This is a genomic window from Cobetia sp. 1CM21F (assembly GCF_023161745.1).
In the GTDB taxonomy this organism is placed as follows: domain Bacteria; phylum Pseudomonadota; class Gammaproteobacteria; order Pseudomonadales; family Halomonadaceae; genus Cobetia; species Cobetia amphilecti.
This window is the reverse complement of sequence record NZ_JALNTQ010000002.1, coordinates 524,739-549,908: the sequence shown is the minus strand read 5'-3', so window position 1 is coordinate 549,908 and position 25,170 is coordinate 524,739. Positions and strand designations below refer to the sequence as shown.

Annotated in this window: 21 protein-coding genes and 1 pseudogene; 15 read left to right on the top strand and 7 right to left on the bottom strand. The window is 60.8% G+C overall.

What is annotated here, in order from left to right:
* Positions 1-50 precede the first annotated feature (50 nt).
* The 6 genes from rlmF (at position 51) to MSG32_RS07920 (ending at position 7,799) form a co-directional block, all read left to right on the top strand.
* On the top strand, positions 51-1,247 hold the full coding sequence (rlmF, locus tag MSG32_RS07945) for a 23S rRNA (adenine(1618)-N(6))-methyltransferase RlmF (RefSeq protein ID WP_248379095.1): 1,197 nt from the start codon (positions 51-53) through the stop codon (positions 1,245-1,247).
* A 331-nt stretch (positions 1,248-1,578) separates the two neighbouring features.
* On the top strand, positions 1,579-2,463 hold the full coding sequence (locus tag MSG32_RS07940) for a glycosyltransferase family 2 protein (protein WP_240548731.1): 885 nt from the start codon (positions 1,579-1,581) through the stop codon (positions 2,461-2,463).
* Positions 2,463-2,939 (top strand): lipid-A-disaccharide synthase N-terminal domain-containing protein, encoded by a 477-nt coding sequence (locus tag MSG32_RS07935; protein WP_248379094.1) that lies wholly within the window; start codon positions 2,463-2,465, stop codon positions 2,937-2,939. Before MSG32_RS07940 ends, MSG32_RS07935 begins: the two co-directional genes overlap by 1 nt.
* A gap of 101 nt (positions 2,940-3,040) precedes the next feature.
* Positions 3,041-4,732, top strand: coding sequence for a glycosyltransferase family 39 protein (locus MSG32_RS07930; protein WP_248379093.1), 1,692 nt, complete (start codon positions 3,041-3,043; stop codon positions 4,730-4,732).
* A 113-nt stretch (positions 4,733-4,845) separates the two neighbouring features.
* A complete protein-coding gene (locus MSG32_RS07925; RefSeq protein ID WP_248379092.1) occupies positions 4,846-6,630 on the top strand; it encodes a hypothetical protein in 1,785 nt (594 codons plus the stop codon).
* Between the two features lie 2 nt (positions 6,631-6,632).
* Positions 6,633-7,799 (top strand): NAD-dependent epimerase/dehydratase family protein, encoded by a 1,167-nt coding sequence (locus MSG32_RS07920; RefSeq protein ID WP_248379091.1) that lies wholly within the window; start codon positions 6,633-6,635, stop codon positions 7,797-7,799.
* A gap of 112 nt (positions 7,800-7,911) precedes the next feature.
* Here MSG32_RS07920 and MSG32_RS07915 read toward each other — a convergent pair whose 3' ends face one another.
* Positions 7,912-9,075 (bottom strand): NADH:flavin oxidoreductase, encoded by a 1,164-nt coding sequence (locus MSG32_RS07915; RefSeq protein WP_248379090.1) that lies wholly within the window; start codon positions 9,073-9,075, stop codon positions 7,912-7,914.
* A gap of 399 nt (positions 9,076-9,474) precedes the next feature.
* A complete protein-coding gene (locus MSG32_RS07910) occupies positions 9,475-9,960 on the bottom strand; it encodes a hypothetical protein (RefSeq protein ID WP_248379089.1) in 486 nt (161 codons plus the stop codon).
* Between the two features lie 421 nt (positions 9,961-10,381).
* Between MSG32_RS07910 and MSG32_RS07905 the strand changes: the two genes are divergently transcribed.
* Positions 10,382-10,813, top strand: a complete 432-nt coding sequence (locus MSG32_RS07905) for an OsmC family protein (protein ID WP_248379088.1) — start codon at positions 10,382-10,384, stop codon at positions 10,811-10,813.
* A gap of 172 nt (positions 10,814-10,985) precedes the next feature.
* Here MSG32_RS07905 and MSG32_RS07900 read toward each other — a convergent pair whose 3' ends face one another.
* The 3 genes from MSG32_RS07900 to MSG32_RS07890 are packed head-to-tail and all read right to left on the bottom strand — an operon-like array spanning position 10,986 to position 13,410.
* Positions 10,986-12,062, bottom strand: coding sequence for a YihY/virulence factor BrkB family protein (locus MSG32_RS07900; protein WP_348983967.1), 1,077 nt, complete (start codon positions 12,060-12,062; stop codon positions 10,986-10,988).
* Positions 12,063-12,109: 47 nt separating this feature from the next.
* A complete protein-coding gene (rarD, locus tag MSG32_RS07895) occupies positions 12,110-13,060 on the bottom strand; it encodes an EamA family transporter RarD (RefSeq protein WP_248379087.1) in 951 nt (316 codons plus the stop codon).
* Complete coding sequence (locus MSG32_RS07890) at positions 13,057-13,410, bottom strand: DUF1904 family protein (protein WP_248379086.1); 354 nt, start codon at positions 13,408-13,410, stop codon at positions 13,057-13,059. Before MSG32_RS07890 ends, rarD begins: the two co-directional genes overlap by 4 nt.
* Before the next feature lie 330 nt (positions 13,411-13,740).
* Between MSG32_RS07890 and MSG32_RS07885 the strand changes: the two genes are divergently transcribed.
* The 6 genes from MSG32_RS07885 (at position 13,741) to MSG32_RS07860 (ending at position 21,013) form a co-directional block, all read left to right on the top strand.
* On the top strand, positions 13,741-14,655 hold the full coding sequence (locus MSG32_RS07885; RefSeq protein WP_052384749.1) for a nitrilase family protein: 915 nt from the start codon (positions 13,741-13,743) through the stop codon (positions 14,653-14,655).
* Entirely contained in the window at positions 14,655-15,356 is a 702-nt protein-coding gene (locus MSG32_RS07880) for a pseudouridine synthase (RefSeq protein WP_054555772.1), read from the top strand. The genes MSG32_RS07885 and MSG32_RS07880 overlap by 1 nt, the downstream gene beginning before the upstream one ends.
* Before the next feature lie 292 nt (positions 15,357-15,648).
* Positions 15,649-16,656, top strand: coding sequence for an ABC transporter substrate-binding protein (locus tag MSG32_RS07875; protein WP_248379085.1), 1,008 nt, complete (start codon positions 15,649-15,651; stop codon positions 16,654-16,656).
* A gap of 315 nt (positions 16,657-16,971) precedes the next feature.
* A complete protein-coding gene (locus MSG32_RS07870; protein WP_248379084.1) occupies positions 16,972-18,294 on the top strand; it encodes a dicarboxylate/amino acid:cation symporter in 1,323 nt (440 codons plus the stop codon).
* 91 nt (positions 18,295-18,385) lie between these two features.
* A complete protein-coding gene (locus MSG32_RS07865) occupies positions 18,386-19,930 on the top strand; it encodes an amino acid racemase (RefSeq protein ID WP_248379083.1) in 1,545 nt (514 codons plus the stop codon).
* 138 nt (positions 19,931-20,068) lie between these two features.
* A complete protein-coding gene (locus tag MSG32_RS07860) occupies positions 20,069-21,013 on the top strand; it encodes a LysR substrate-binding domain-containing protein (protein ID WP_248379680.1) in 945 nt (314 codons plus the stop codon).
* Between the two features lie 200 nt (positions 21,014-21,213).
* On the opposite strand, the gene MSG32_RS07855 is transcribed toward MSG32_RS07860, so the two are convergent.
* Together MSG32_RS07855 and MSG32_RS07850 are read right to left on the bottom strand one after the other, a co-directional pair.
* Complete coding sequence (locus MSG32_RS07855; RefSeq protein ID WP_043335079.1) at positions 21,214-21,567, bottom strand: hypothetical protein; 354 nt, start codon at positions 21,565-21,567, stop codon at positions 21,214-21,216.
* 731 nt (positions 21,568-22,298) lie between these two features.
* A pseudogene (locus MSG32_RS07850) lies at positions 22,299-22,487 on the bottom strand (IS30 family transposase); the annotation flags it as partial.
* Positions 22,488-22,544: 57 nt separating this feature from the next.
* Here MSG32_RS07850 and MSG32_RS07845 point away from each other — a divergent pair.
* Both MSG32_RS07845 and MSG32_RS07840 read left to right on the top strand, forming a co-directional pair.
* A complete protein-coding gene (locus MSG32_RS07845; RefSeq protein WP_248379082.1) occupies positions 22,545-22,745 on the top strand; it encodes a hypothetical protein in 201 nt (66 codons plus the stop codon).
* 37 nt (positions 22,746-22,782) lie between these two features.
* On the top strand, positions 22,783-25,023 hold the full coding sequence (locus tag MSG32_RS07840) for a DUF262 domain-containing protein (RefSeq protein ID WP_248379081.1): 2,241 nt from the start codon (positions 22,783-22,785) through the stop codon (positions 25,021-25,023).
* The last annotated feature ends 147 nt before the right edge of the window (positions 25,024-25,170 follow it).

Sequence of the window (25,170 nt, the reverse complement as noted above, 5' to 3'; positions counted from 1 at the left end):
CGGCGCCCTCTGGTAAGATGGCGTCCCCTGTCATTGTCCGGTATGTCGTCATGTCCTCGTCTTCGCGCCGCCCACGCGGTGCTTCCCTCGCCAAGTCCGGCGCATCCTCCCGACACGACTCGGCTGACAGACGTCAGCAGGGCGCCGCGGCTGACCGTCGTGATCCGGCGGCCCGCGAGAAGTCCAGCGCGGCCAAGGCACCTTCCGTCCAAGCGCCTTCCAACAAGGCGCCTTCTATCAAAGCGCCTGCCATCAAGGTGATCCCGGCTCGCAAGGGTCAGCTGCATCCCCGCAACCCGCACCGTGGGCGCTATGACATGGCCGCGCTGGTCAAGGCGAGCCCGGCACTGGCGGCCTTCGTGATCAAGACACCCGCTGGCAGCGAGTCCATCGACTTCGCCGATCCCGCGGCGGTCAAGGCGCTCAATCGGGCCCTGTTGAGTCGCCATTACGGTATCGCCCACTGGGACATTCCCGCCGGCTATCTGTGTCCGCCCATCCCCGGGCGCGCCGATTATCTGCATTATCTGGCGGACCTGATCAGTGAGGCGAATGGCGGTCAGCTGCCGGCGGGTGAGCACGTGCGCGCGCTGGATGTCGGCACCGGCGCCAACCTCATCTACCCCCTGCTGGGCAATCGCAGCTTTGGCTGGCAGATGGTCGGCAGTGATATCAGCGCGCAGGCGATCGACTCGGCTCGCGCGATTGTGAGCGCCAATGTGCGCCTCAAGGGCCAGATCGAGGTGCGACTACAGGCCGATCGCACGCGGCACTTCGCTGGGATCTGGGGCGCGGATGAGCATTTTGATGTGGTGCTGTGCAATCCACCGTTCCATGCCAGTGAAGCCGATATGGCGCGGGAATCGCAGCGTAAATGGCGTGGGCTCGACAAGTCGCGCCAGCAGCGCGGCAATGCCTCACGCAAGGGGCGTGCACGCAACGCGCCAGCGCTGAATTTCGCGGGGCAGGCGGCCGAGCTCTGGTGTCCGGGCGGGGAAGAAGCCTTCGTCACCCGCATGATCCAGGAGAGTCGCAACCTCGCCTCGCAGTGCCTGTGGTTCACCTCGCTGGTCGCGCATTCGGCGAGCCTGACCGGTATCAGGAAAGCCCTCAAGCGCAGTGGCGCCAGCGAGGTCAGGGTGATCGAGATGTCCCAGGGGCAGAAGGTCAGTCGCTTCGTCGCCTGGTCGTATCTCACGCCCGACCAGCGTCGGCAGTGGGGGCGGGATCACTGGCAAGGGAAGTGAAGCGTCTGTCATAGCCGTATCAAGAGAGTCTTCGACTCAATGATGTCTTTGCATTGAAGCCCCCGTCGCCCAGCGCGACGGGGGCTTCTTGCATTGGCGGTTGTCATCCGCGCTTCACTTAAGCCTGTCTTAATAGTTTGCGGGCAAACTTTCTGCCAGAAACGCGCAGCCTGCCGGTTCCGATCGCTGCAGGATCTGACATCTATCCGGCTTGCTCGACGCCCAGTCATTGCTCAGGAGTTATTCCATGAAGTCCGCGATCACCATGACATCGCCTGGTCCAGACCACCCCTGGGCGCAGGGCGAGGAGCCCTTGTGCGGAGGAGTTTCGGTGTTGATACCGGCTCGTGATGAGCGTGACAACTTGCCGGGCCTTATTGCCGAGGTGCATGAGGCGCTTGCGGGGCAGCGCTACGAGATCATCGTGGTGGATGATGGTTCCAGTGATGGCAGTTGGAGTTGGCTCAAGCAGGCTGCGCAGGAAGATTCACGATTGCGTCCCTATCACCACGGCACCAGTTTCGGACAGAGTACTTCGCTGTGGCAGGCTGCCCGGCTGGCGCGCGGTCGATGGTTGGCGACCCTGGATGGCGATGGCCAGAATGATCCAGCGGACTTGCCGGACATGTTGTCACTGGCAACGCTCGAAAAGCTCGACCTGGTGGCTGGTCATCGCACGCAACGTCGCGATGATGCCGTCAAGCGTGTGTCATCACGCTTGGCCAATGCCATCCGACAAGCGCTGCTGCACGATGACACGCCAGATACCGGCTGCGGAATCAAGGTCATGCGTCGTGACGTCTTCCTTCGGCTGCCGTATTTCGATCACATGCACCGTTTTCTTCCGGCGTTGGTTCGCGCTCAGGGTGGCAAGGTGCAGTCATTGGCAGTCCGTCACCGCGAACGAGTGGCAGGAGTATCCAAATACGGCTTCTTCGATCGGCTCTGGGTCGGTATTGCCGATATCGTCGGAGTGATGTGGCTGGTGCGTCGCTCACGTCTACCGTCACCGCTCGAGAATATCTTTGGCCATGCTGCCAGTGAGGCCATCGACCATGGTTCGCTGCCGTTGGTGGGGACGCACGTGTCGACGCCCTCTGCATCCGCGCCAACAAGCCTGTTTGACTCCCCCTCTAGATATCAGGCTGACGGTCACGATGCAGCAGCAGGTGACAGCAACCCGGACCAGGCCGACGTGGCGCGGGGTGCCTGCTGATGGATGTCAGTCCGTGGTGGGTCGCTGTCGGTTTTGGAGGCCAGGCGCTGTTCTCGGCGCGTTTCATCATTCAGTGGCTGGCCAGTGAGAAGGCACGTCGTTCCATCGTTCCTCGTGCCTTCTGGTGGTTCTCGCTTGCCGGTGGCATGACGCTGCTTGCGTATGCCATCCATCGCGAGGACCCGGTATTCATTGCCGGTCAGGGTGCAGGGCTTTTCATCTATCTGCGTAATCTGAGCTTGATCAAGCGGGATCGCCGGTCACTCACGTCGCCTGGCAGCGAAGCGTCGTCCCAGGCACCGCAGGAGTCCACTGTCGTCGAACACGCTTGTGGCAAGACGGAAGAATGCGAATCGGGCACTGACGACTCCCTGAAGGCCAGGCTCGCGTCGCTGGAGATAGAAAACGCCCGACTCAAGACTGAAGTGGCACACCTCCATGCCAATCCCGTTCAGCACCAAGGGACAGGCGCATGAAGGCAATGACGCCAGCTGGCGGTGTGTACCGAAGACTTTCCCGCCATCCCTGGTGGGTCCTGGGGGCGTTGTATCTATCTGTCTCTGCCATCGGGCTTGGCATGCGTATGCCGTGGCCTGCCGATGAGCCACGCTTCGCGCTCAATGGTCTCGAAATGTGGATCACTGGGGACTGGTGGTTGCCACACCGCGCGGGAGAGCTTTATCCCGACAAGCCGCCGATCTTCATGTGGCTCAGTGCCTTGTCCACTGGCTTGGTGGGGGATATCCGCATCGGCTTTGCCCTGCCATCGCTGGTGGCCGGGGCCGCGACTCTGGGGCTGAGCGTGGACTTGATTCGTCGCCTGCATGGCCCGCACACAGCCTTCATTGCCGGGCTGTGGTTGCTCGCGTCAGTGCAGTTCATCCTGCAGGCCCGTACGGCTCAGATCGACATGCTGGTCACGGCTTTCATCCTGCTGGGTAGCTGGGGATTGTTGCGGCATGCATTGCTCAATGATGGCGTGCGCTATTTCTATCTCGGCTGCTTTGCGATGGGGCTTGGCATCCTCACCAAGGGGGTCGGGTTCCTGCCGTTGCTGATGTTGCCTTTCTGGCTGATGGCTGCGCGTCACGCATCGACTTGGCGCAGCAGTGGTCGTCGCGCAGGGCAGCTGACATCACGCGAGCTGTTGATCGGACTCTGCTGGATGCTGGCGGCTCCGCTGCTCTGGGTAGGGCCGATGCTGGTAATGTCCTTCGTGTCCGGCGATTCGGAGCTTGCCGCCTATCGCGACAACATCCTGCTCAAGCAGACCGCTGAGCGATACACCGACAGCTGGCATCATCTGAAGCCTTGGCATTACTTCCTGACCAGTGTGATTCCCTGGGCATGGATGCCGCTGCTGCTGACGCTACCCTCGTGGCCGAAGGCACTCGCTCGCCGCTTCTCGCGCCGCGATCTACGAGTCTGGCTGCCCCTGGTGGGTGCGGCATTGATGGTGGTCTTCTTCTCGTTGTCTCCAGGCAAGCGGGGAGTCTATATCCTGCCGGCGCTGCCGTTGTTGGTGATCGGTCTGGCACCCATGTTGCCGGGGTTGTCACGTAAGCCTCATGTCTCCTGGCTGGGGTTTGCACTTTGCGCCGGATTGGCAGGCATCTTCCTGATCGCGGCACTGCTCGGTGTCTTCGGGTACCCGGCATTGGCGACGCTTGCCGAAAAGGAGGGAGTGGTGCCGTGGGGGTGGTGGGGGCTGCTGGGTGTCAGCGGTATCACGCTCTGTACCTGGCTGAAACCACGGAACGGCTTGTTGGCCTTGGGGATTTGGCTCGTGGTGTTCTGGAGTCTGTGGGGCACCTGGGGGGCACGATTGATGGACCCGGTTCGCAATCCTGCCGTACTGATGGCGAAGGTTGCCGAGAAGAGCGATTACCAGGCATTGGCCATTCCCGACTTTCGTGAGCAATACATCCTGCAGGCGCGCCAACCATTGTGGCACTTCGGTTACAAGACGCCGGAGGAAGACCAATTCTCGCGCCTCTATGCATGGCTGAAGGAGGCCCCTCAGAACCGCTGGGCCTTGTTGACACCCCGCAAGCTCAAGCGGCATGCCTGTCTGAATGGCGCACAGGCCATCACATTGAATGAGCCGGATGAGCAATGGGTACTGCTACCTGGCAGCGCGGCCGTGAAATGTCAGGGCAATCCCGATGCTGCGCCGATGTATCTGGCGCCGACCTCGGTCTCGAATGAAGCGGCACAGCTGATCGGACTTCCCCAGCGACATACTCTGATGCCGGAGGCTCAGCCATGAAGTGTCAGAAGCAACTTTCATGTGCGATATCCCTGGTGGGAAGAGGCTCCCATTCGTTGATCAACCTGAATGCCAGCGAGCGAATATGTTGGACGCTATGGGGAGTGTTGCTGATGTCAGCAGCGCTGGCACGACCCTATCTGCCCATCGATGAAACTCGCTATGTCTCGGTGGCATGGGAGATGTGGCATGCCGGCAGTGGGTTCGTCTCGACCATGAACGGGGCGGCCTACGCTGACAAGCCGGTACTGTTGTTCTGGTTGATTCACGCCGGATGGGTGGTCTTCGGAGTCAATGATGTCTGGCCAAGATTGGTGATGCCACTGGTCAGTCTGCTGGGTATCTGGCAGATAGGGCGTGTTGCCCGCACCCTGTGGCCGGCCACTGGCCTGGCCGATGCCGAACGGCAGAGACATGAACTTTGGGTACGCATGGTACGTTGGATACTCGCCGGTTGTCTGATGTGGGTGCTCTATAGCCAGGCCTTGATGTTCGATGTGCTGTTGACGACGTGTCTACTGGGCGCGTTGCGGCCCTGGTGTACACCACAGGGAGGGCAGCCGTTCAGCCTGAGCATCGTGCTCGAGAGTGGTGTGTGGCTGGGGTTGGCCTTGCTGGCCAAAGGGCCGGTCGCACTCTTGTGGTTTCTGTTGGTGGTCGGCTCGCGCCCCTGGTGGACGCAAGCACAAGCCCGCGAGGTGTGGGTCTGTGAGTGGCGCGGTTGGGTGTTGAGCCTGCTGCTGGGCATCGCGGTGTTGTGCATCTGGTTGCTTCCCGCCGTCATCACTGGCCCTCCCGACTATGTCGAGGATCTGCTTTGGGGCCAGACGGCAAGCCGCGTCGTCTCCGCGCAGGATCATGCTCGACCGCCATGGTGGTATCTACCGTGGCTGGCGGTGTTGATCTTCCCGCTCAGCCTGCGCCCGCGATTGCTGATCGAGGGGTTTCTGGCCTCGGTTGCTCGGCGGCCAACGTCAGAGCATCCCTTGCTGAAGCTGGGACGCTTCTGGGCACTGGGCGCACTGCTGGTCTTTTCACTTATCTCCGGCAAGCAAGTGCATTATCTGATGCCGCTACTGGTACCGGTGAGTCTGCTGCTGGCCTGGGCTGCTCTGCGCCAGCCTCCGGCTCGCACATCGCTGAAACTGCTGGCAATGATCAGCGGTGGCCTGGGACTGACAAGCCTGGCGTTGGCGGTCATCGTCATGCCCGCAGGCTGGCTGACTGATGCCTCATTTCTGCCGACCAACGCAGCGCTGGTGGCTTCGGGCAACGCAAGCCTTGCGTGTCTCATGGCGGGAGCTAGCTTGCTGGCCTTGATGGTATGGCTATGGCCTTCCGTGGATGAGGCGAGACGCTCCATCATGGCTCAAACACCTGCCGCTGAGTCGCTGGGCAATAGCGCGCTGAATGCTCAGCGGCGACTGGCGCTGGGTAGCGTGTTGCTGGTGACCTGCTTGCTGGCCCTGACATTGCGTCCGTTATGGCCACGTCTGGATCAGACTGCCCTGGCTCAATGGGTTCAGCACCATCAACAGGAAGGCCAGGAGGTGGCCGTCGTTGGCTGGGACTATCAGGCAACCTGGCAATTTCTGGGGCGACTGACCCAACCGCTGAAGCAGTTGAAGCGCGATTCGAGTCAGCTGGATTCCTGGCAGACAGCGCATCCCGATGGCTGGCTGATAATCGAGGCTGACAAATGTCTGCGTCTACCCGACACGCGAGGCCCTCTGGCCGGCATGCGTGATTGGTGTCAGGCGGCAGTAGACGATGGAGCCAATGCCACGCCGGTCTTTCATCAGGGACGCCACCGATTATTGACGGTACCCGCAGCGGCATTGGGCGGCCCCTCATCAGCACCAACGGCGTTGGTCATGACCGCTCAGGAGAAACGATGAGCATGAAAATACTGGTAACTGGGGCTGCAGGTTTCATTGGTGCTGCTCTGTGTGAGCGACTCTTGAAGGAAGGCCTGCAGGTCGTCGGTCTCGACAATCTCAACCCCTACTATCCGTTGGCGCTGAAGCAGCACCGCCTGACACGTCTCGAAGCACTTGCCGGGCAGTGCGTTGCTGCCCCCGGGAATGCACGCCGGCTGGGCAGCTTTCGCTTCGTCAAGCTGGATCTTGTCGAACGTGAGGCGCTTCGCACATTGATGCAGGAAGAGGAGTTTGATGTCGTCGTCAATCTGGCGGCCCAGGCTGGGGTGCGCCACTCCATCATTCAGCCTTTTGATTATGTCGACAGCAACCTGGTCGGCTTCGTCAATCTTCTTGAGGCTTGTCGTGACACGGCTCCGAGCCATTTGCTCTATGCTTCCAGCAGTTCCGTTTACGGGGATGATACCCGTCAGCCTCTGCAGGAATCCCAGGCGGGTGTACGCCCGCTCTCGCTGTACGCTGCCACGAAGCGCTCAAATGAATTGATGGCTTACAGCTACGCGCATCTCTATGGTTTACCGGTGACAGGGCTACGCTTCTTTACCGTTTATGGCGCCCGCGGGCGCCCGGACATGGCGCCACTTCGTTTCGCACGCAAGCTGCTGGCCGACGAGGTGATCGATGTCTACAACCATGGACAGATGGCACGTGATTTCACCCATGTCAGTGATATCGTGGAGGGCATCTACCGGCTTATGCACCTGCCGCCGACGCAGGAAGTGAATGCCGCTCCCTCGCGTGTCCTGAACCTCGGGCGTGGCGAGCCCATCGCATTGGGGAATTTCATCAATGGCCTCGAGGCAGCGCTGGGTGTCCCGGCTCGCAAGCGTCTGCTGCCGATGCAGCCAGGGGATGTCGAGCGTACCTGGGCAGATACCTCGACACTCGAGACGCTGACCGGCTTTCGCCCCAGTGTCAGTCTTGCGACAGGGCTTGAGGAGTTGGCTGAGTGGGCGCAGCAGTATCCGTCACTGCTGAGAGAAACCGATGATGAGCAATCGCCCCGGGTGGGATGTCCTGACGAAGCAGGCGTCGCTGCAGGTGGACATTCTGGACGCATGACAAAGGCCGGCATGTCCGCCATGACGGCCTTGGCCTTCAGTAGTGGAACTCTCTTGAAGGCCTGAGTGGGATCAGTGGCTGTATATCTGAGGTCAGGTCGAGAAGAGACCAGTTCCCAACGCAAAGAGCCCCGCCAGTGACTGGCGGGGCTCTTTGTGTCTTGCCTGTCAGCCGCTATCAGCAGCGACCCTCGCAGTTGGCAGGCTTGTCATTGGCGATGCGCCAGTCTTCCTCGTTGGCCAGCGTGGCCAGCGGCGACAGCATCGAGAAGTCGAACTCGGTGAGGCAGGTACCGCGTTGTACGCGCTTGGGCCAGTCATGATTGGCCAGCGCCGAGCGACCGATGGCGACCAGGTCCGCGTGCTGCAGGGCGGCCTGCGCCTTCGCGACGCTGGCGACATTGCCATTGGTGATCAGACTCACCTCGGCGGCCTTCTCGCTGCGCACCTGTGCCGCCAGTGCGGTCAGGCTGAGACTGCGCTCACGCTCGTCGTCTGCCTCGGGGAAGGCGGGGGCATCGACATCGCTGCCGGTCAGGTGCAGGAAATTCAGCCCGGCCTCCATCAGCTTGGCGAAGCGCTCGCGGGCCTCGTCAGGTCCGCCCTGCCAGGTGAGGTTCGGTTCGGTCACGGTGCCCTGGGACAGGCGCATGCCGATGGCGAAGTCGGCGCCGACCGCCTCACGCACGCTGCGGATGACTGCCAGCGGGAAGGCCAGACGCGCGATGGCGTCGCCGCCCCAGGCGTCGTCACGCTGATTGAAGCGCTCACTGATGAACTGGTGGATCAGGTAGCCGTTGGCACCATGCAGCTCGATACCATCGAAGCCGGCTTCCTTGGCGCGACGGGCGCTGGTGGCAAAGCCGGCGATCGCGTCATGGATCTCCGCTTCGCTGATCTCGCGTGCCAGCGGGAAGGGGCCGGAGCCACCGTAGAAGCTGAGCATCTCGCCACTGGCGCGGCTCTCGGAGGGGGCCACGACCTCATCCTTGAAGCGGTTGTGCTGGGTCTGGGCGCCGGCATGCATCAGCTGGGCGATGATACGGCCACCTTGTTGATGCACGGCGTCGACCACCGGACGCCAGCTGTCCTGCTGCGCCTGATTGGCTAGCCCCGGCTGGTTGGCGTAGCCCTGGCTAAAGGCTTCATCGGTGTAGATGCCTTCGGTGATTAGCAGCGAGAAGTTGCCCCGCGCGAAATCGCGATAGTAATCGACCATGTCGAAGTGCACTTGGCCGTCATCCTGCGCGCTGGTACGCGTCATCGGGGCGAGCACCAGGCGATTGCTGAGCTCAAGCCCTGCGAAGGCATGGGGGGTGAACAGTGCGGTGGTGTCTGTCATCTAGTACGTCTCCCGCGGAAAGCATTCCGCTGTCGTATCCGGTCGTAGGCCCTGAGCGTCTGCGTGCACAAAGAGGTGAAGATCGACGCAGTGCGGTGGCCTGAATGAATGATCGACGGATCATCTGCATGTCCTATATCGTGCCTGCCGCACCTGGGTGTCACAAGCCGGAACGCTGGAAGGAGAGTGTTGTCGTTTTGACAACCTGTGCATGTAATTGACTGAATTTGCGAGATTTTTTCTCAAATAATTCAGGATTGCTGCATGAAGTGGCAACGCAGTGCTGCTTTCCATGCACATAAGCATATGCGCGCAATGAAGCAGGCCCCGCAACCGTGGGTTGCGGGGCCTGCTTCATCAGCGCCAATCGTGCCTAGGGCGAGTGTTCCGTGCTGGCGATCACTTGCCGTCGCATTGGGCGTTCTGCTTGCTGCTGCCGGAGGGCGGGCAGCCGAACCAGTTCTCGGTCGGCTTGGCCTGGCCAGTGTTGGCGTGTCGGCCGCCCTGGCTACCTATCTCGCCGCCATCGAGACTTTTCTGTACCTGGCGGGTGGCGTTGTCCTTGGCTTGCTGGCGTGCCTCGGGCTGTTCGTTCTGTTGATAGTGCGCGCCGTTGTCAGCTGCGCCGTCTGCGGTGCGCTTCGAGTGGCTGGGCGTTGGCTGGCCCTGCGAGGAATGCTGGGAAGAGGCCGCGCCGCTGGTCCCTGTCTCGGTGTTCATCTCGTCGAAGGCCTGGGCCGGGGAGAGGCCCAGCAGGCCCAGCATCACTGCGGCGGCGCCGATGCCACGGCGCAGGCGGGTGCTCGCGGCAGAGCGCAGACCAGAGCGCAGGCGATGGAGAGAGGCGTTGTCGTCAGTGATGTCTGTCGAGGTCTTGTAGAACATGATGAGGGGACTCCTTGCGGGTCTGGCTGCCGGTGTCGGCAGCCGCGCGGGTGAGGGATTCACCGGCGACGTATGAGGTGTCGGCGAATGCTGCGCCAGCTTGCGAGCGCACGATGCCAGACATGAAAAGATGATGTGAGTGACTGCAACTCGGCGTTGCGCGCCAGGTAATCGATAGAACAGTTATCGGGGCACGCGGCGGGAATTCAACTCTTGTTCAATAATTGGCCGTGGCGACGGGCGCACTCGCCGGGGTGGGTGGCGTGTCTTGCTCACACAATTGATAGGCAGCCGGCACGCGATCGATCAGACACTTGTGATGGCAAAAGGGCAGACGCCCCTTGAAGTCGCGACGCGCCATGACAATGTGAGTGGTACAGGGCAACGGCCCTGAGTGTTCACCCAGGTCAAGGAGACAGGCATGACGATCAAGAAAACCGGTTCCGCGCATTGGGAAGGTAGCGTCAAGCAGGGTAAAGGCACTGTCAGCAGTGAAAGTGGTGCGCTCAAGGATCAGCCTTACGGCTTCAACACGCGCTTTGAAGATGGTGCCGGCACCAATCCCGAAGAGCTGATCGGGGCTGCCCACGCCAGCTGCTTCTCGATGGCACTTTCGATGATGCTGGGCGAGGCGGGTCATGAGCCCAAGGCCATCGACACCACCGCCACCGTCCATCTGGAGAAGGACGACAGCGGCTTCAGCGTGACCAAGGTCGCCCTGGTGACCAAGGCCGATGTGCCGGGCATCAGCGAGGCAGACTTCCAGTCCACCGCCGAGAAGGCCAAGGGTGGCTGCCCGATCTCCAAGCTGTTCACCGCCGAGATCTCACTGGAAGCCTCGCTGGTCAACTGAGGCGTCGCTTGTCGACCCAGTCGTCGCGGGCGAATAGCCGTCAGGCGTCGACGACAACGACAGCGACTCGCGTGCCCTCAAGTTTCATCTCTGCGATGCGCGCACAACGAAAAAACCGCCCTTCGGGGCGGTTTTTTCGTTGTGCGCGCGGTGAGCTTTCCGGGCGCGTGTACTAGCGCTTGTCTGAGCCGTTTGCTGAACCGCTTTCTGAGCCGGTTTCTGAGCCTCTGCCTGACCCCCTGCCTGACCCCCTGTCTGGGTTCATTGCCAACTCATCCTCCTCGCTGACCTCGCCGGCATGCTGCATGGCATTGCGGCGCGATTGCAGCCGCGTCAGTGGCTTGCGATCCGGCGTGTGGTACCAGCGAATGTTCTCGCGTGAGCATTGCTCCAGCTCGGCGATCACCTGGGCGCCGAGCAGCAGGATCACGGCACCGATCTCCAGCCCCAGCAGCAGCACGATCAGCGTCGCCAGCGAGCCGTAGACGGCGCCGACGAAGGACAGGTGGGTGAAGTACCAGCTCAAGGCGAGACGCGTCAGCTCCCACAGGGTGGCCGCGACCAGGCCACCGACCAGCGCGCGGCGGGTCGAGACGCGGGTCTGGGGCAGTATCTTGTAGATGGCGCTGAACAGCCCGAACATGCCGACGATGCTGATCAGATAGATCACCTCGCTGCCGGCATCGCCCAGGGTCAGCTCGATACCGGTCAGCAGCGTCAGGGCGTCATTCATCGCTGAAGCCAGCGCCACCAGCAGGGTCAGCGCCAGCAGGCCTGCGCCCAGCACCATCACGAAGGCATAGGGCAGCAGGGCGGAAATCCACGCGCTGCGCTTACGAATCACCGGATGCTGATGGAAGATCAGCGCGATGGCGTCTTCCAGCATGCGAAAGGCCAGTCCGGCGAAGAACAGCAAGCCGCCCATGCCGATCCAGCTGATCACCTCGCGATTGGCCAGCAGCTTGCGCACCGCGTCCAACAGGATATCTTCCTGGCCCGGCCCCAGATGCTGGACCTGAATGGCGATGATGCTCATCAAGCGCGTTTCATCCACCAGGTGCGTCAGCAGCACGCAGAGCAAGGCGAACAGCGGCACGCTGGACAGCAGGATGTTGTAGCCGACGCCACCGGCCAGCAGCACGCCACGGTTGGCGATGAACTGCCCGATGACGCGCAGGGCGAAGGCCAGCAGGCGCGGCAGAAAGCGCAACAGGCGGCTGCTCACGGAGTCTGCAGCAGGGTCTGGCATGGCTGGGCATCCTCGCTTTGGTTCGTTAAGTCAGTTCAAGGGTGATGTCAGCCGCGCTGCCGGGCGCGATGCTGGAAAAATGTCGAGGCGGTATAGAGCGCCAGACCACTCCAGATCAGCACGAAGGTGATCAGCATCGTCGGATGCAGGGTTTCCTTGAAGATCAGCAGCGCGATCAGAAACTGCATGGTCGGGTTGATGTACATCAGAAAGCCGACCGTGGCGAGGCGCAGGCGACGCGCCGCACCGGCAAAGGCGAGCAGCGGCAGTGCGGTGAGCACGCCGCTGGACATCATCAGCACGCTGGCGGGAAGCCCCAGCGGGCCGACATCGCTGGCCGTGAAGTGCGATTCGCCGGAGAACCACTGGCCGCCGATCAGCAGCAGCGCGAGTGGCGCGAGCATCATCGTCTCGACCAGCAGGCCCGACAGGCCATCCAGCGCGATGCGCTTTCTGAGCAGCCCATAGGTGCCGAAGGTGACAGCCAGCGAGAGCGTGATCCACGGAAGTTTCGTCAGCCCGATCAGCTGCAGGCTCAGGCCGAGAACGGCCAGCCCCAGCGCGAACAGCTGCACGCGCGACAGGCGCTCCTTCAGGAACAGCATGCCCAGCCCGACATTGACCAGCGGCGTCATGAAGTAACCCAAGCTTGCCTGCAGTACCTCATGCACCTCCACCGCGTGGATGTAGATGCCCCAGTTGAGCGCGATCAGGATCGAGCAGGCCAGCACCGGTACAAGCTTGCGGGGTTCGGCGAAGGCGGCGCGCACCGGCGACCAGCGCCGGATGACGCTGATCAGCAGCACCATGAACACGCAGCTCCACAGAATGCGGTGCAGCAGCACTTCCCAGGCGGGAATACCCTCGAACAGCGCGAAATAGAGCGGAAAACAGCCCCACATCACATAGGCGCCCAGTCCGAAGCCGACACCCTTGGCGCTCTCGCGGCGCGCCTGCGCCAGACTCTCGGCGCAGGGGCTTGCCTGCTCCCGCCTCATTCGGAGTCGCTCGAACCATCCTGCGCCAGCGGTTTACCTGCGATGTAGTAGCCAGAAGGTTCAAGGGCGATGAAGAAGCTTTCGGCCTCCGGATAGCCGGCCTCGTTCATGGCCTGCGCGATGGATTGGGCGCACAGATCACGCACCTTCTGGCCTCGTTCGAACCACAGCACCTCGACGAAGGGGAAGGCATCGACGAGCTGACCATCGAACACATACTGGGTGGTGATGCATTCCAGCGTGAATTCGTCGCGCGCGGTGGCGGTCGCTTCGCTCAGCTGATCGATCAGTGCGCGCGAGACAGGGGCGAGACGGGCAGGCGTGACACCGTGGAAGCGAAGCTGAGGCATGAAGCTCTCCTGTGAGTCGGGATAGGGAGGGGGCGAGCAAGCTCGCGGTGAACTGGCGTCGTCGCAACCTGGCGTGGCGACTTTGCGTTCATCGCCAATATATCACTGGCTTCTGATGCTCACACCCGCCGCCAGGGATTCGTGCGCGTGCTGAGCGGTACGGCGATGACAGATCATGCTTTGCCTCTCACATCTGATCGCCACAGACGGTAGAATGAGCGCTTTCAAGGCGTGGCACGACCAGCGGCAGGGTGGGCAAGGCTCACGCCGCCGCGAATCCGCCAGTCGCCACTCAAGCGTCCATTCAGTCAGCAGGGAGGCACGACGACCATGACGACACAGCCACAGGCGACTTCCTCGCAAGCGAATGCTGGCGATGCCTCGCGAGGGGCGACACTGCGTGTCAGCCTGGTGCAGGCGGACCTGCGCTGGGAAGACCCGGCGGAGAACTGTCGCCTGCTCGGCGAGCAGCTGGATGCCGCTGGCCTGGTCATGGGCGCCGATGGCCGCAATGCCGAAACGGACCTGATCGTGCTGCCTGAGATGTTTGCCACCGGCTTCACCATGAATTCGCGCGAGATGGCCCAGCCGATGGAGTCCAGCGAGAGCGTCGACTGGCTCAAGGCACAGGCCATCACCCGTGGTTGCGTGATGACCGGCAGCATTGCGGTGCTGGATGACGGCGAGTGTTACAACCGCATGCTGTGGGCCACGCCTGACGGCGAGGTGACGCACTACGACAAGCGCCATCTGTTCCGCATGGCCGGTGAGCATGAGCGTTATGGCATGGGCTATGAGCGGGTGCTGGTCGAGCTCAACGGCTTTCGGATTCAGCTTTCGGTCTGCTATGACCTGCGCTTCCCGACCTGGCTGCGTCAGCGCCCTGTCATCGGTGGCGTGAGTGCTGCCGAGACCGCCGCCGACAGCGCCTTTGAATATGACCTGCTGCTGTGCGTGGCCAACTGGCCGGGCGTACGGCGTCATCCGTGGCGTACGCTGCTGCAGGCGCGCGCCATCGAGAATCTGGCCTATGTGGTGGGCGTCAACCGTGTGGGTGACGACGCCAACGGGCTGCACTATACCGGCGACTCCATGGTCTGCGACTTCAAGGGCGAGCCCATCCTCGACCCTGCGCCAGACCAGCCCTTCATCGAGACCGTGACGCTTGAACGCGGCGCGCTCGACGAGTTTCGAACCAAGTTTCCGGCGTGGATGGACGCCGATCATTTCACTCTGGAGGCCTGATGCGCCTGGACAAATTCCTTACCGAAACCACGGATCTCAGCCGTAGCGATGCCAAGAAGGTCGTGCACCGCGGCGATGTCACCGTGGATGGTGAGGTAGTCAAGAACACCGCGAGCGCCGTCAAGGATGGAATGCGCGTCGAATGGAATGGCGAGCACCTGGAGCTGATGGGGCTGCGCTATCTGATGCTGTACAAGCCGGCCAATGTGGAATGCACCAGCAAGCCGGGCCTCTATGAGCGCGCGCATGACCTGATCGATCTGCCCAATGTCGAGCGCCTGAGCATCGTCGGGCGTCTTGATGTCGACACCACCGGCCTGGTGCTGATGACAGACGACGGCCAGTGGAACCACCGTGTCACTTCGCCCAAGAAGGCCTGTGCCAAGCGCTATCGCGTCACTCTGGCGCGTCCGCTGGAAGGCGATGAGCTGGCGCGCGCCGTGGAGGACTTCGATCATGGCCTGATGCTGGATGGCGAAGAGAAGCCGACCCGTCCGGCGCGTCTCGAGATGGAAACCGCCACCGTGGGCCTGCTGTGGATCACCGAAGGCCGTTACCACCAGGTGAAGCGCATGTTCGCGGCCATCGGTAATCATGTCGAAGCCCTGCATCGCGAAGCCATCGGGGCTGTCGAGCTGGACCCGGAGCTGGAGCCGGGCGAATGTCGCTTCCTGCGTCCGGAAGAGATCGCCAGCTTCTGATCATTCGCTTCTGGTCGCTAGCTTCTGATTCATCGACGCATGCGTCATGAAAAGCCCCCGTCATTTTCACGAATGGCGGGGGCTTTTTCATGCGCGTCGTTGGCCGCCGAGCCTTGTATCGATCCAACGATCGCGCTTAAGGTAGGCAATTGTCTGCTCATATTGTGAATTATTTGCTGGAAGTGGGTTTTGCAGAAGTGGTATTTATGCAGAGGCCGTCTTCAATCAAACGCTTGTTTCCAGTATTTTCATGACAATGGCGTATTCATAACAACAACGAGGAAAATCCACTATGTCGTCCCCCTTCTTCAAGTCGTCTCCCTTCACCAGGTCCCACCTGCTGAGACCTCTGCCACTGCGCATGGCGATGGCGGGCAGTGGCCTGTTGCTGGCAACCCTGTCAGCGCCGGCGTCTGCCGCGGAAGATGCCAGTGTCGTGTTCGCGGCGCCGCCATGGCCGGGCGTGACCATGAAGACCGAGATTGCCTCCGAAATCTTCGAGGCACTGGGTTACTCCCCCACCACCCGCCAGCTGGGCGCGCAGATCACCTACGAAGGCATCTCGCTCGGGGAAGTCGATGTCTACCTGGCCGCTTGGTTGCCGGGTCAAAGCACCATGTACAAGGCGGCTATGGCAAAGGATGCCATGGTCGACTTCGGCAACAATGTGGATGGCGCACGTGCCAATTTCGCCGTGCCACGTTACGTGGCCGAAGCCGGTGTCACCTCACTGCATGACGTCGACAAGCCGGAATTTGCCGACAAGTTCGAAAAGACCATCTATTCCATCGAGATCGGCTCGGGCTCCAGTGAAATCGCCAACCGTGCCGTCGATGAGGATATCTATGGCCTCGGCGATTGGGACCTCAAGGAGTCTTCCACTGCCGGCATGCTTGGGACAGTCGCCAATGCCATCAAGCGTGATGAGTGGGTCATGTTCGTCGGCTGGACTCCGCACTGGATGGGCGTCGAATACGACATGGTCTTCCTCGATGACCCGGAAGACCTCTGGGGCCCGGGTGGTGGTGCCAGTGATGTGAAGACCTTGGCCAACAAGGCGTGGTCGGAAGCACATCCCAATGCATCCATCTTCCTGGACCAGATCTCCTTCACCTCCGAGGAGCAGAGTGAACTCATCTATGGCTATGGCAAGGAAGAGCGCCCGCAGGAAGAGGTGGCGGGAACCTGGATGAAGGCCAACCCGGCCAAGGTCAAGGCCTGGCTGGAAGGCGTGACCACCCGTGATGGCGAACCTGCATGGCCGGCCGTCAAGGAGGCTCTCGGCCTGCCGGAGGCATGATCGACAGCTTGAAAAGGTGCCACTGATCTTTGTGGATTGAACACCTTGAATATTTTGGTCAGTACACGAAGCCCGCTCATTGAGCGGGCTTCGTGCGTTCTACAGCAGTGAACGTGTCAAGAAAGCGCACAGCGTCAGAGCCGGGAATAGCCTCTGGTATACCGCGCATCAGGCGGAGAATTCGTAGTCATGCAAATCTTGCATGGAAAATCCAAATAAAGAATTGGTCGCGGGATAGGGGCCTGTATCACCATCAGTCTGCACTCTGCGCTGCTTCCACGCGCAGCCAACAATAATGACAAGAAGGAAACACTCATGGCTGATTCAGGCTCTTCCTCCGCCCCGATGCCCCACTCTCCCGGGCCCATTGCGCGCTTTCTGTCTCCCTGGACACGGCTGGCGCTGTGGAAGCAGATCTTCATCGCGCTGGTTCTGGGCCTGGGGCTGGGTATCGTGCTCAACCAGACCGGGCGCGCCGATATCGCCGCCGATATCAAACCGCTGGGTGACCTGTTCATCCGCGGCATCAAGATGCTGATCGTGCCGCTGGTCTTCATCTCGCTGGTCACTGGCGTGGCCTCGCTCAACAACCTCTCCAAGATCGGCCGCCTGAGCGTCAAGACGCTGGTGCTCTATCTGGGCATGACGGCGGTCGCCATCACCATCGGCCTGGGGCTGGCCACCGTCTTCCAGCCGGGCGTCGGGATCGACCTGGGCAGCGCGGCCAATGTCGAGGTGCGTGAAGCGCCGACCGCCGTCGATACGCTGCTCGGGCTGGTACCGACCAATGCCGTCGAGGCCTTCGCCGAAGGCAATGTGCTGCAGATCATCGTCTTCGCGATCCTGTTTGGCCTCTCCATCACGCTGGTGGGGGAGAAAGCCCGTCCGGTACGCGTGTTCTTCGAGTCCGCGGCGGAAATCATCTATCGCATGACCAGCATCATCATCGCCTTCACGCCCTACGGTGTCTTCGCTCTGATGACCTGGGTGGCCGGCACCTATGGCCTGGCAATGCTCGCGCCGCTGGCAAAGGTGATCGGCATCGTCTATCTCGGCTGCTTCGTGCATGCCATCGTGGTCTATGGCGGCATGCTGCGCTTTCTGGCGCGCTTGAACCCGCTGCGCTATTTCCAGGGCAGTGTCGAGCCGATCATGCTCGCCTTCACCAGCACCTCCAGTTCCGGCACCTTGCCGGTGACCATGATGGCCGCCGAGCAGAACCTGGGCGTCAAGCGGGGTGTCTCGAGTTTCGTGCTGCCGCTGGGTGCGACCATCAACATGGATGGCACCGCGCTGTATCAGGGCGTCTGCGCGCTGTTCATCGCCCAGGCCTATGGCGTTGATCTGGGCATGACCGAATACGTCACCATCATCATGACCGCGACGTTGGGCTCCATCGGTACCGCCGGTGTGCCGGGTGCCGGCCTGATCATGCTCTCGCTGGTGCTGACCTCCGTCGGCCTGCCGCTGGAAGGCGTTGCCATCATCGCCGGCATCGATCGTGTGCTCGACATGGCGCGTACCGGCCTCAACGTGGCGGGTGACTGCGCCGTCAGCTGCCTGGTCGCCAAGAGCGAAGGCGAGCTGGACGAGGAAGTCTTCAATACGCCCCACGTCATGCGCTCAGAGCTCAGTTGAGCGCTCTTGTCTGAACACCCACCGCGTCATCATCATCGGCTTGTCGGCATCCGCGTGATAAGCGTGTCAAAGACATCAGGAGAACATCGTCATGGAACGCCCCAACGCACCTTCACATAAAGCCAGCCCCTCTGTCGTTCGCTACGGCGTCGTGGGTGGCCTGGGGGCGATCGGCAGCGCGGATGTCCTGCTCAAGACGGTGCGCGCAGCGCAGTACTGCAAGCCGCCGGGCGGAGTGGATATCGCCTTCGAGCAACGCCATTTCGATGATGGGCCAGGAATCGCGGCGGAGGCCTACGACCCGCTGCGGCGCAAGTTCTACGTCTACAACGTGCTCAAGGACATGCAGGGCAAGGTCGAGAACGCGATGGTGCCATGCTTTCTCTCCCACACCTTTCTGGCCGAGATCACTCCGGAAATCAGCTTCAACGTCGTCGATATCTTCGATGCGCTGCTGGCGCGCATTCGCCGTGACTATCCCGAGGTGCGCAAGATCGGCGTGCTGACCTCAAGCTACGTGCGCGCCTCCGGTATCTTCGAGCAGCGCTTCGGTGAGCCGGATGCCACGATGGCTGTCACGGATGCCAAGCTAGACGGTAACTTCGTGGCAGGTGACGGTCTCGCGACAGCTGGCGGCCTTGAGGTCATCTACCCCGATGCCACGCTGCAGCGTGATGCCCTGATGCAGGCCATCTATGGGCCCAGCGGCATCAAGAGCGGCCATCATGGTGGCGAGTGTCTGCAACTGTTGCTCGAGGCCTGTGATGACCTGGTCAGTCAGGGTGCGGAGATCATCGTGCCGGGCCTGAGCGAGATTCCGGTGCTGATGGAGTCGCTGCAGCCGCTGGTGCCGGTGCCCTTGCTCGACTCCAACCTCATCTACGCCGAATACGCCCTGGGCGTGGACCGCGAGCGCGAGAATCGCAACTTCAAGCTCGGCGTACTCGGTGGGGTAGGGCCGGCGGCCACGGTGGACTTCATGCGCAAGGTGGTCAGCCTGACGCGTGCCGAGCGCGATCAGGACCACCTCAAGATGGTGGTGGAGCAGAATCCGCAGATTCCCGATCGCACCGCCAATCTGATCGGCAAGGGCGAAGATCCGAGCATTCCGATGCTCGCGACCTGTCAGCGGCTGGAGGCCGATGGCGCCAATGCCATCGCGATTCCCTGCAACACCGCGCATGCCTTCGTGGCGCGTATCCAGCCCTATATCGGCATCCCGATCATCAACATGCTGACGGCGGTGGTCGATCATATCGCGGCGATGCAGACGCCGGTGACGCGGGTCGGGTTGCTCGCGACCAGCGGCACCGTGACCAGTCGGGTCTACCACGACATCATCGAGGCCTCGGGGCGTGAAACGCTGGTGCCTGATGCGCGCTGTCAGACCCAGGTGATGGAGGCGATCTACGGGCATCAGGGCGTGAAGGCGGGCCATACGACAGGGGAGTGCAGCGAGCATCTGCAGGCTGCCATTTCTCACCTGCTGGCGCGGGGCGCAGAAGTGATCATCCTGGGCTGTACCGAGCTTCCGTTGATCGAGCTCGATGCGGCACTGCGAGAGAGGGTAGCGCTGCTCGACCCCGCGGAAATACTCGCGCAGCGCTGTGTGGCACTGGCGCAAGCCGAGGCCTGATCAGCGCTGCATCCATCCGATCAGCCAGTGAAGAGAGCTTGAAGAAAAGACACGCAGCGACGCGATATACTGCGCTCACGCAGGCTCGCTGTGTGCCTTTGTCTCATTCATGCCTCTCTTCAGGTGCTCGCCGTGGAAATGAACTGGCTGGAAGACTTCCTCACCCTGGCGGTGACGCGTAACTTCTCGCGCGCCGCCACCCTGCGCAACGTGACGCAACCTGCCTTCAGCCGTCGTATTCGCAATCTGGAATACTGGGTCGGCGCCACCCTGATCGACCGCAGCCTGTTCCCCGTCGGCCTGACCCCTGCGGGCGAATCCTTCCAGCGCACCGCCCAGGATGCGCTCTCGGTATTGCGCGTCGGGCGCGATGAAGCGCTCGGCTTCGTGCCCAAGATAGAGGAAGTCGTCTCGATTTCCGCCTCGCACACGCTGGCGGTCAGCTTCTTCGTCGACTGGCATGAACAGCTGCAAAACCGACTGGGCAATCTCAAGGCTCGCATCGTGCCCGACCACGTCGCCGGTTGTGTCGATGCCCTGATCAGCGGCAACTGTGATCTGATGCTGGCCTACAACAGCCCGCTACTCCCGACGCTCACCGACATCGTGCGCTATCCCTCCATCGTGCTCGGCTCCGAGCGACTGGTGCCCGTCAGTGCCGTCGATGACACAGGCCAGGCGCTTTACTCCCTCGACAGCGACTCGCCGCAACCCTATCTCTGCTACTCCAGTGACAGCTATCTCGGCCGATTGACCGCACTGATCATTGGCCGCCAGAACCTCGCCGCGCGCCTCAACTTCCGCTACGAATGCTCGATGTCTGACGTGCTCAAGCGTGGCGCACTCGCCGGTAGCGGCATCGCCTGGGTACCGGAGCGCGCCGTACGCGACGAGCTGGCCGCCGGGCGCCTCGTCATCATCAGCGATGATAGCCACACCGCGCCGCTGGATATCTGCCTCTTCCGCCACGCCGAGCATGATCAGCGCGTGGCTGAACGCATCTGGCAAGCCTGCCTGACTGCCGAAGACGAGACCCTCGAGCCAGACCAATCACCCGCTCGCGGCGTGCCAGAGAAGGGATAGGTAAAGAAAGGGCCCGCAACAGAAAGGGCACGCAAAGCAAAGAGCACGGCAATGACCTGACATCATCGCCAGAGCACAACGCAAGACGGGAGCCACCAGGGCTCCCGTCTTGCGTTGTGGCATCTAAGCGCATCTGACCATATCTGACCGCATCTCAGCTCACAGCCTATCGGCCACAGCTGCAAGTCATGCAACGCCTCTCACGACAGTCGACGCGAGTTGGCCGTCGTGCGCTTGTGCAACGGCTTGATGAAGAGGGTGCCCGTCGTCCACCACGGCGCCACCTTGCCGCCCGTCATCGCGTTCATCCACGCCTTCTGCATCACGAACCACATCTCCCAGCTGGCCGCGATCTTCTCCGACACCATCTTCTGGTTCTCGGTGATCATCTTCGGGTCCAGCGGCGACTGGGTCCCCCACAGCTGAGTGCGCGACATGATGGTCGACATGGCCGTCGACCACATCTCCACCGACGTCGTGCCCAGTTTCCAGACATCGAACATCGCAGCCGGCGTCGTCGGGACCAACTCTGACCAGGCAGGTTGTTTAGCCATTGTGCTCTCCAAGTAAGGAAACTGAGTACATTGATACGCCTGTTTTTGCTGCAGTGCAATATGAGTTTTGGCTGTGAGACGAGATAGATCGATCCGGATCCTCCATTATCACCAGTTTCTATACGAATCAGTTAGTTAGAGATGGTAAGAGCCTGAAGATACGGAATTTTCCGTGTCTGGACGGAAATTTCCCGCGGGGTTGGGGGAAGTGGGTTTTTGGGATTTGTTGGCAATGTCTTACGTAGGCCTACGAATTTAACGAAGCTGGGTATCAGTTCAGTCAGACGTGTCACGTAAGCGTTGGCGAATGGCGCGGAAATTTCCGGCGTGAAGTTAGGCAGCGATAGAGGGAAGGGCGCAGCGAGGTGCGCTGATTATCGAGTCTGGTGTCTCGTTAATGCGACGCAGAGTGTCGCACTGAACTAACGATTGCTTCTCGCGCATGTCTCGACTCGGCTATTATTAGGTTTCTTGAAATTTCCTATATTCAAATATGCATTTCTCGCCAAGGCAGGACGCCATGGTGGAAGACCATGAGACGGAGCTCGCCCTAGCGGTAAGCGGCGTGCGGTAGCCGTGGTGTCAAAATCCCTGATTTTGCCCACCAACAGCGGACACCCCGTTAAGGCAGTACACTGAACAAAGTGGCTCCATGGCAAGGGAAGCAACGTCGATCAATAAGACTTGCATCCGTTACTTCCAAGTCTACAAGGATACTGAGTGCAACCCCCCTATTGGATTGGGGCCGGTGCATTACCGTGTTTTGCGATCAGTTTGTTCATCACCTCGGTAGGGCATTTGAAGTCGAAGCGCTTCCGGAGATGTATGTTCAGCTCGAAGGTAATGGCATCTAGCTCTTCTTGACGGGTCAGTGGCAAGTCCGTTCCCTTGTGGAGGTAATGGCGAATCAGGCCATTGATCTTGCCCAGTGACAGTGTACCTCCTTGTTAGGGTGTCCACTGTTACTGGGCAAGATCATGTTTCCCGTCGACAGCAGCATCGGAGTCGTGGCTTCCCTTGTCTCGCTCGGGATCTATATCGCCTGCGGCATCAACGGAAACCGCTGGCGGGAGAAGAGCCTCTTCAGCCGCGGCTATGATCATGTGGATACCGTGTCGGCCGCGAATCGCGAGGGTGCTGTTATCCTTTATTTGAAGGGGCGGTATGCAGGTGAATAACTATGGAAAGCAGCGACGCGCAGGGAGTTGAACCAGTATGAAGATTTCGACGCTACTCGATCAGATCGATAATGGACAGACGGCACTACCCGAATTCCAACGCGGCTATGTGTGGAACCGCGATCAGGTACGCGGCCTGATGACCTCGCTCTACAAGCGCTATCCCGTGGGCAGCCTGCTCTCTTGGGCGACCGATGCTTGCACCGTCGGCCATCGGGGTGATCAACAGCTCAACGCCGGTACTGTCAACCTGCTGCTGGATGGCCAACAGCGAATTACTTCACTGTATGGCATCGTGAGGGGGAAGGCTCCGGTCTTTTTCGATGGAGATGAGCGCGCTTTCGCCGATCTCTATTTCAACGTGGAGAACGAGGAGTTCTCCTTCTATATGCCAAGCCGCATGGCCAATGATCCCAAGTGGATCAGCGTGACGCAGTTGATGATCGATGGGGCCGAGTCGGTGACAGAGCGTCTGGCCGAGTCTCTTGAGTTGACCTTCAAGGAGGGGAGCCGATACAACAACCGGCTCAACCGGCTGCGTGATGTTCGCGATATCGAAGTGCACGTAGAGCAGATCTCCGGAGAGGACAAGACCCTTGACGTGGTTGTAGAAATTTTCAACAAGGTCAACAGTGGTGGTACTAAGCTCTCCAAAGGTGACCTGGCGCTGGCGCGTATCTGCTCCACGCAACCGGATGCGCGAGCCAGGATGCGCAAGGCCCTGGATGACTGGCGCGGCCAGGGTTTCCATTTCTCCCTCGACTGGCTGTTGCGCTGTATTACCACCCTGACCACCAACGAAGCCAAGTTCTCCTTCATCCACGACCTTGACGGCGAGCAGTTTGTTACAGGTCTGAACAAGGCCATCAAACACATCAGCTATTTGCTGGATGTGATAGGTGATCGTCTGGGGTTGGACCACCAGCAGGTACTCACCGGCCACTATGGTTTCCCGGTATTGGTGCGCTTCATCGAAGAGAAGGGCGGCAAGATCAACGATAAGGCCACACTCGAGTCGATGCTTTTCTGGTTCATCCACGCGGCGATATGGGGGCGATACTCCGGCTCGACCGAGAGTGTGCTCTCACGGGACCTCGACATACTCCTAGATAACCAGCCCCGCGGCATTGAGGCGCTTATCAAGGAGCTGCACCTCTGGCGTGGCAACCTCAAGGTTCGCGCCGATCACTTCTCCGGGCATACTCGCGGCAACCGTTTCTATTCGTTGCTCTACATGCTGACGCGTACCGGCGAAGCGCAAGATTGGGGCCTGGGGATCGTGCTCAAGAAGAATATGCTCGGCAACAACTCATCTCTCGAATTACACCATATCTTCCCCAAGCACCGTCTTCGTGAGTTCGGTTACGATCATCAGCAGGTCAACTCCTTGGCGAATTTCTGCTTCCTGACCAAGGGCTCGAACCTCAGCATCTCCAATCGCTTGCCTGTTGAGTATTTTGAGGAAGTGCTCAATAGTTACCCGAATGCCCTGCGGAGCCAATGGGTGCCGATGCAGCCAGAGCTGTGGCAGATCGAACGCTATCCAGACTTCCTCAAGGCACGCCGTGAATTGCTCGCTGAAGCCACCAATCGGCTTCTGGATGAACTCTATTACTTCGATGGCAGCCAGGATGCTGAGACTAACTCGGGGCCTGTTCGCGTAGTCCCGGGGGGAATCGAAAGCGAAGAAGAGGAGCAGGAGCTTCGCGGGCTTCAGGCGTGGATGGAACTTCACAAGCTGCCCGTCGGCGAGCTCGAGTACGAGCTAAACGACGCTCAGAGTGGCGCGCTCCTTGCCATCCTCGACCTAGCATGGCCCGAGGGTATCCAGCCAGGGTTGAGCGCACCCGCAGTCCTGCTGTTGAATGAAGAAAGTGAACTGATCAAGGTGGCTAACCGAGCTGGCTATCACGTCTTTGCACACATTGATCACCTCAAGCGCCATGTGGCTGAACAGATTCTTGATGATCCCCTAGCGGTGCTCCCCTCCTGGGCGCAGCACCTGGAAGATATGGCAGCGGTTCCCGTGGTGGAGTGGATTGTCGACCAGGAACTGCCTCGCCCCGTTATCGGGCAGGATATTGAGGGAGCCAGCGGCGAAATCGTCGGCAACTTCGAGCTTTCCTGGCCGGAGCAGCGAGTGGGCATCTGGAACGACCAGGGAAAGGCTTCACCCATCCCGCAGACGCTAGCCGGCTGGCAGCTCTACCAACTGGATGAGATTCGACAGGCGCCCTACCTGCTGTCACACCAGCTGATACAGGGCGTCAGTGCCTGATAAGGGGCACGCCATAATGAAGATTACTCAATTCTCAGGACTGATCCTTACTTTTCGCAGCTGGCACGCCGGGATTTCCGACGAGGAGCTGTATGTGGTGATGCGTGTGGGCTAGAAGATTGGCAAGCATCCTAGGAAAGCGTGCGA

Coding starts and splice junctions, on each gene's coding strand:
- rlmF (WP_248379095.1), top strand. CDS start 51: ATGTCCTCGTCTTCGCGCCGCCCACGCGGTGCTTCCCTCGCCAAGTCC.
- MSG32_RS07935 (WP_248379094.1), top strand. CDS start 2,463: ATGGATGTCAGTCCGTGGTGGGTCGCTGTCGGTTTTGGAGGCCAGGCG.
- MSG32_RS07930 (WP_248379093.1), top strand. CDS start 3,041: ATGCGTATGCCGTGGCCTGCCGATGAGCCACGCTTCGCGCTCAATGGT.
- MSG32_RS07925 (WP_248379092.1), top strand. CDS start 4,846: ATGTCAGCAGCGCTGGCACGACCCTATCTGCCCATCGATGAAACTCGC.
- MSG32_RS07920 (WP_248379091.1), top strand. CDS start 6,633: ATGAAAATACTGGTAACTGGGGCTGCAGGTTTCATTGGTGCTGCTCTG.
- MSG32_RS07915 (WP_248379090.1), bottom strand. CDS start 9,075: ATGACAGACACCACCGCACTGTTCACCCCCCATGCCTTCGCAGGGCTT.
- MSG32_RS07910 (WP_248379089.1), bottom strand. CDS start 9,960: ATGTTCTACAAGACCTCGACAGACATCACTGACGACAACGCCTCTCTC.
- MSG32_RS07905 (WP_248379088.1), top strand. CDS start 10,382: ATGACGATCAAGAAAACCGGTTCCGCGCATTGGGAAGGTAGCGTCAAG.
- MSG32_RS07900 (WP_348983967.1), bottom strand. CDS start 12,062: ATGCCAGACCCTGCTGCAGACTCCGTGAGCAGCCGCCTGTTGCGCTTT.
- rarD (WP_248379087.1), bottom strand. CDS start 13,060: ATGAGGCGGGAGCAGGCAAGCCCCTGCGCCGAGAGTCTGGCGCAGGCG.
- MSG32_RS07890 (WP_248379086.1), bottom strand. CDS start 13,410: ATGCCTCAGCTTCGCTTCCACGGTGTCACGCCTGCCCGTCTCGCCCCT.
- MSG32_RS07885 (WP_052384749.1), top strand. CDS start 13,741: ATGACGACACAGCCACAGGCGACTTCCTCGCAAGCGAATGCTGGCGAT.
- MSG32_RS07880 (WP_054555772.1), top strand. CDS start 14,655: ATGCGCCTGGACAAATTCCTTACCGAAACCACGGATCTCAGCCGTAGC.
- MSG32_RS07875 (WP_248379085.1), top strand. CDS start 15,649: ATGTCGTCCCCCTTCTTCAAGTCGTCTCCCTTCACCAGGTCCCACCTG.
- MSG32_RS07870 (WP_248379084.1), top strand. CDS start 16,972: ATGGCTGATTCAGGCTCTTCCTCCGCCCCGATGCCCCACTCTCCCGGG.
- MSG32_RS07865 (WP_248379083.1), top strand. CDS start 18,386: ATGGAACGCCCCAACGCACCTTCACATAAAGCCAGCCCCTCTGTCGTT.
- MSG32_RS07860 (WP_248379680.1), top strand. CDS start 20,069: ATGAACTGGCTGGAAGACTTCCTCACCCTGGCGGTGACGCGTAACTTC.
- MSG32_RS07855 (WP_043335079.1), bottom strand. CDS start 21,567: ATGGCTAAACAACCTGCCTGGTCAGAGTTGGTCCCGACGACGCCGGCT.
- MSG32_RS07845 (WP_248379082.1), top strand. CDS start 22,545: ATGTTTCCCGTCGACAGCAGCATCGGAGTCGTGGCTTCCCTTGTCTCG.
- MSG32_RS07840 (WP_248379081.1), top strand. CDS start 22,783: ATGAAGATTTCGACGCTACTCGATCAGATCGATAATGGACAGACGGCA.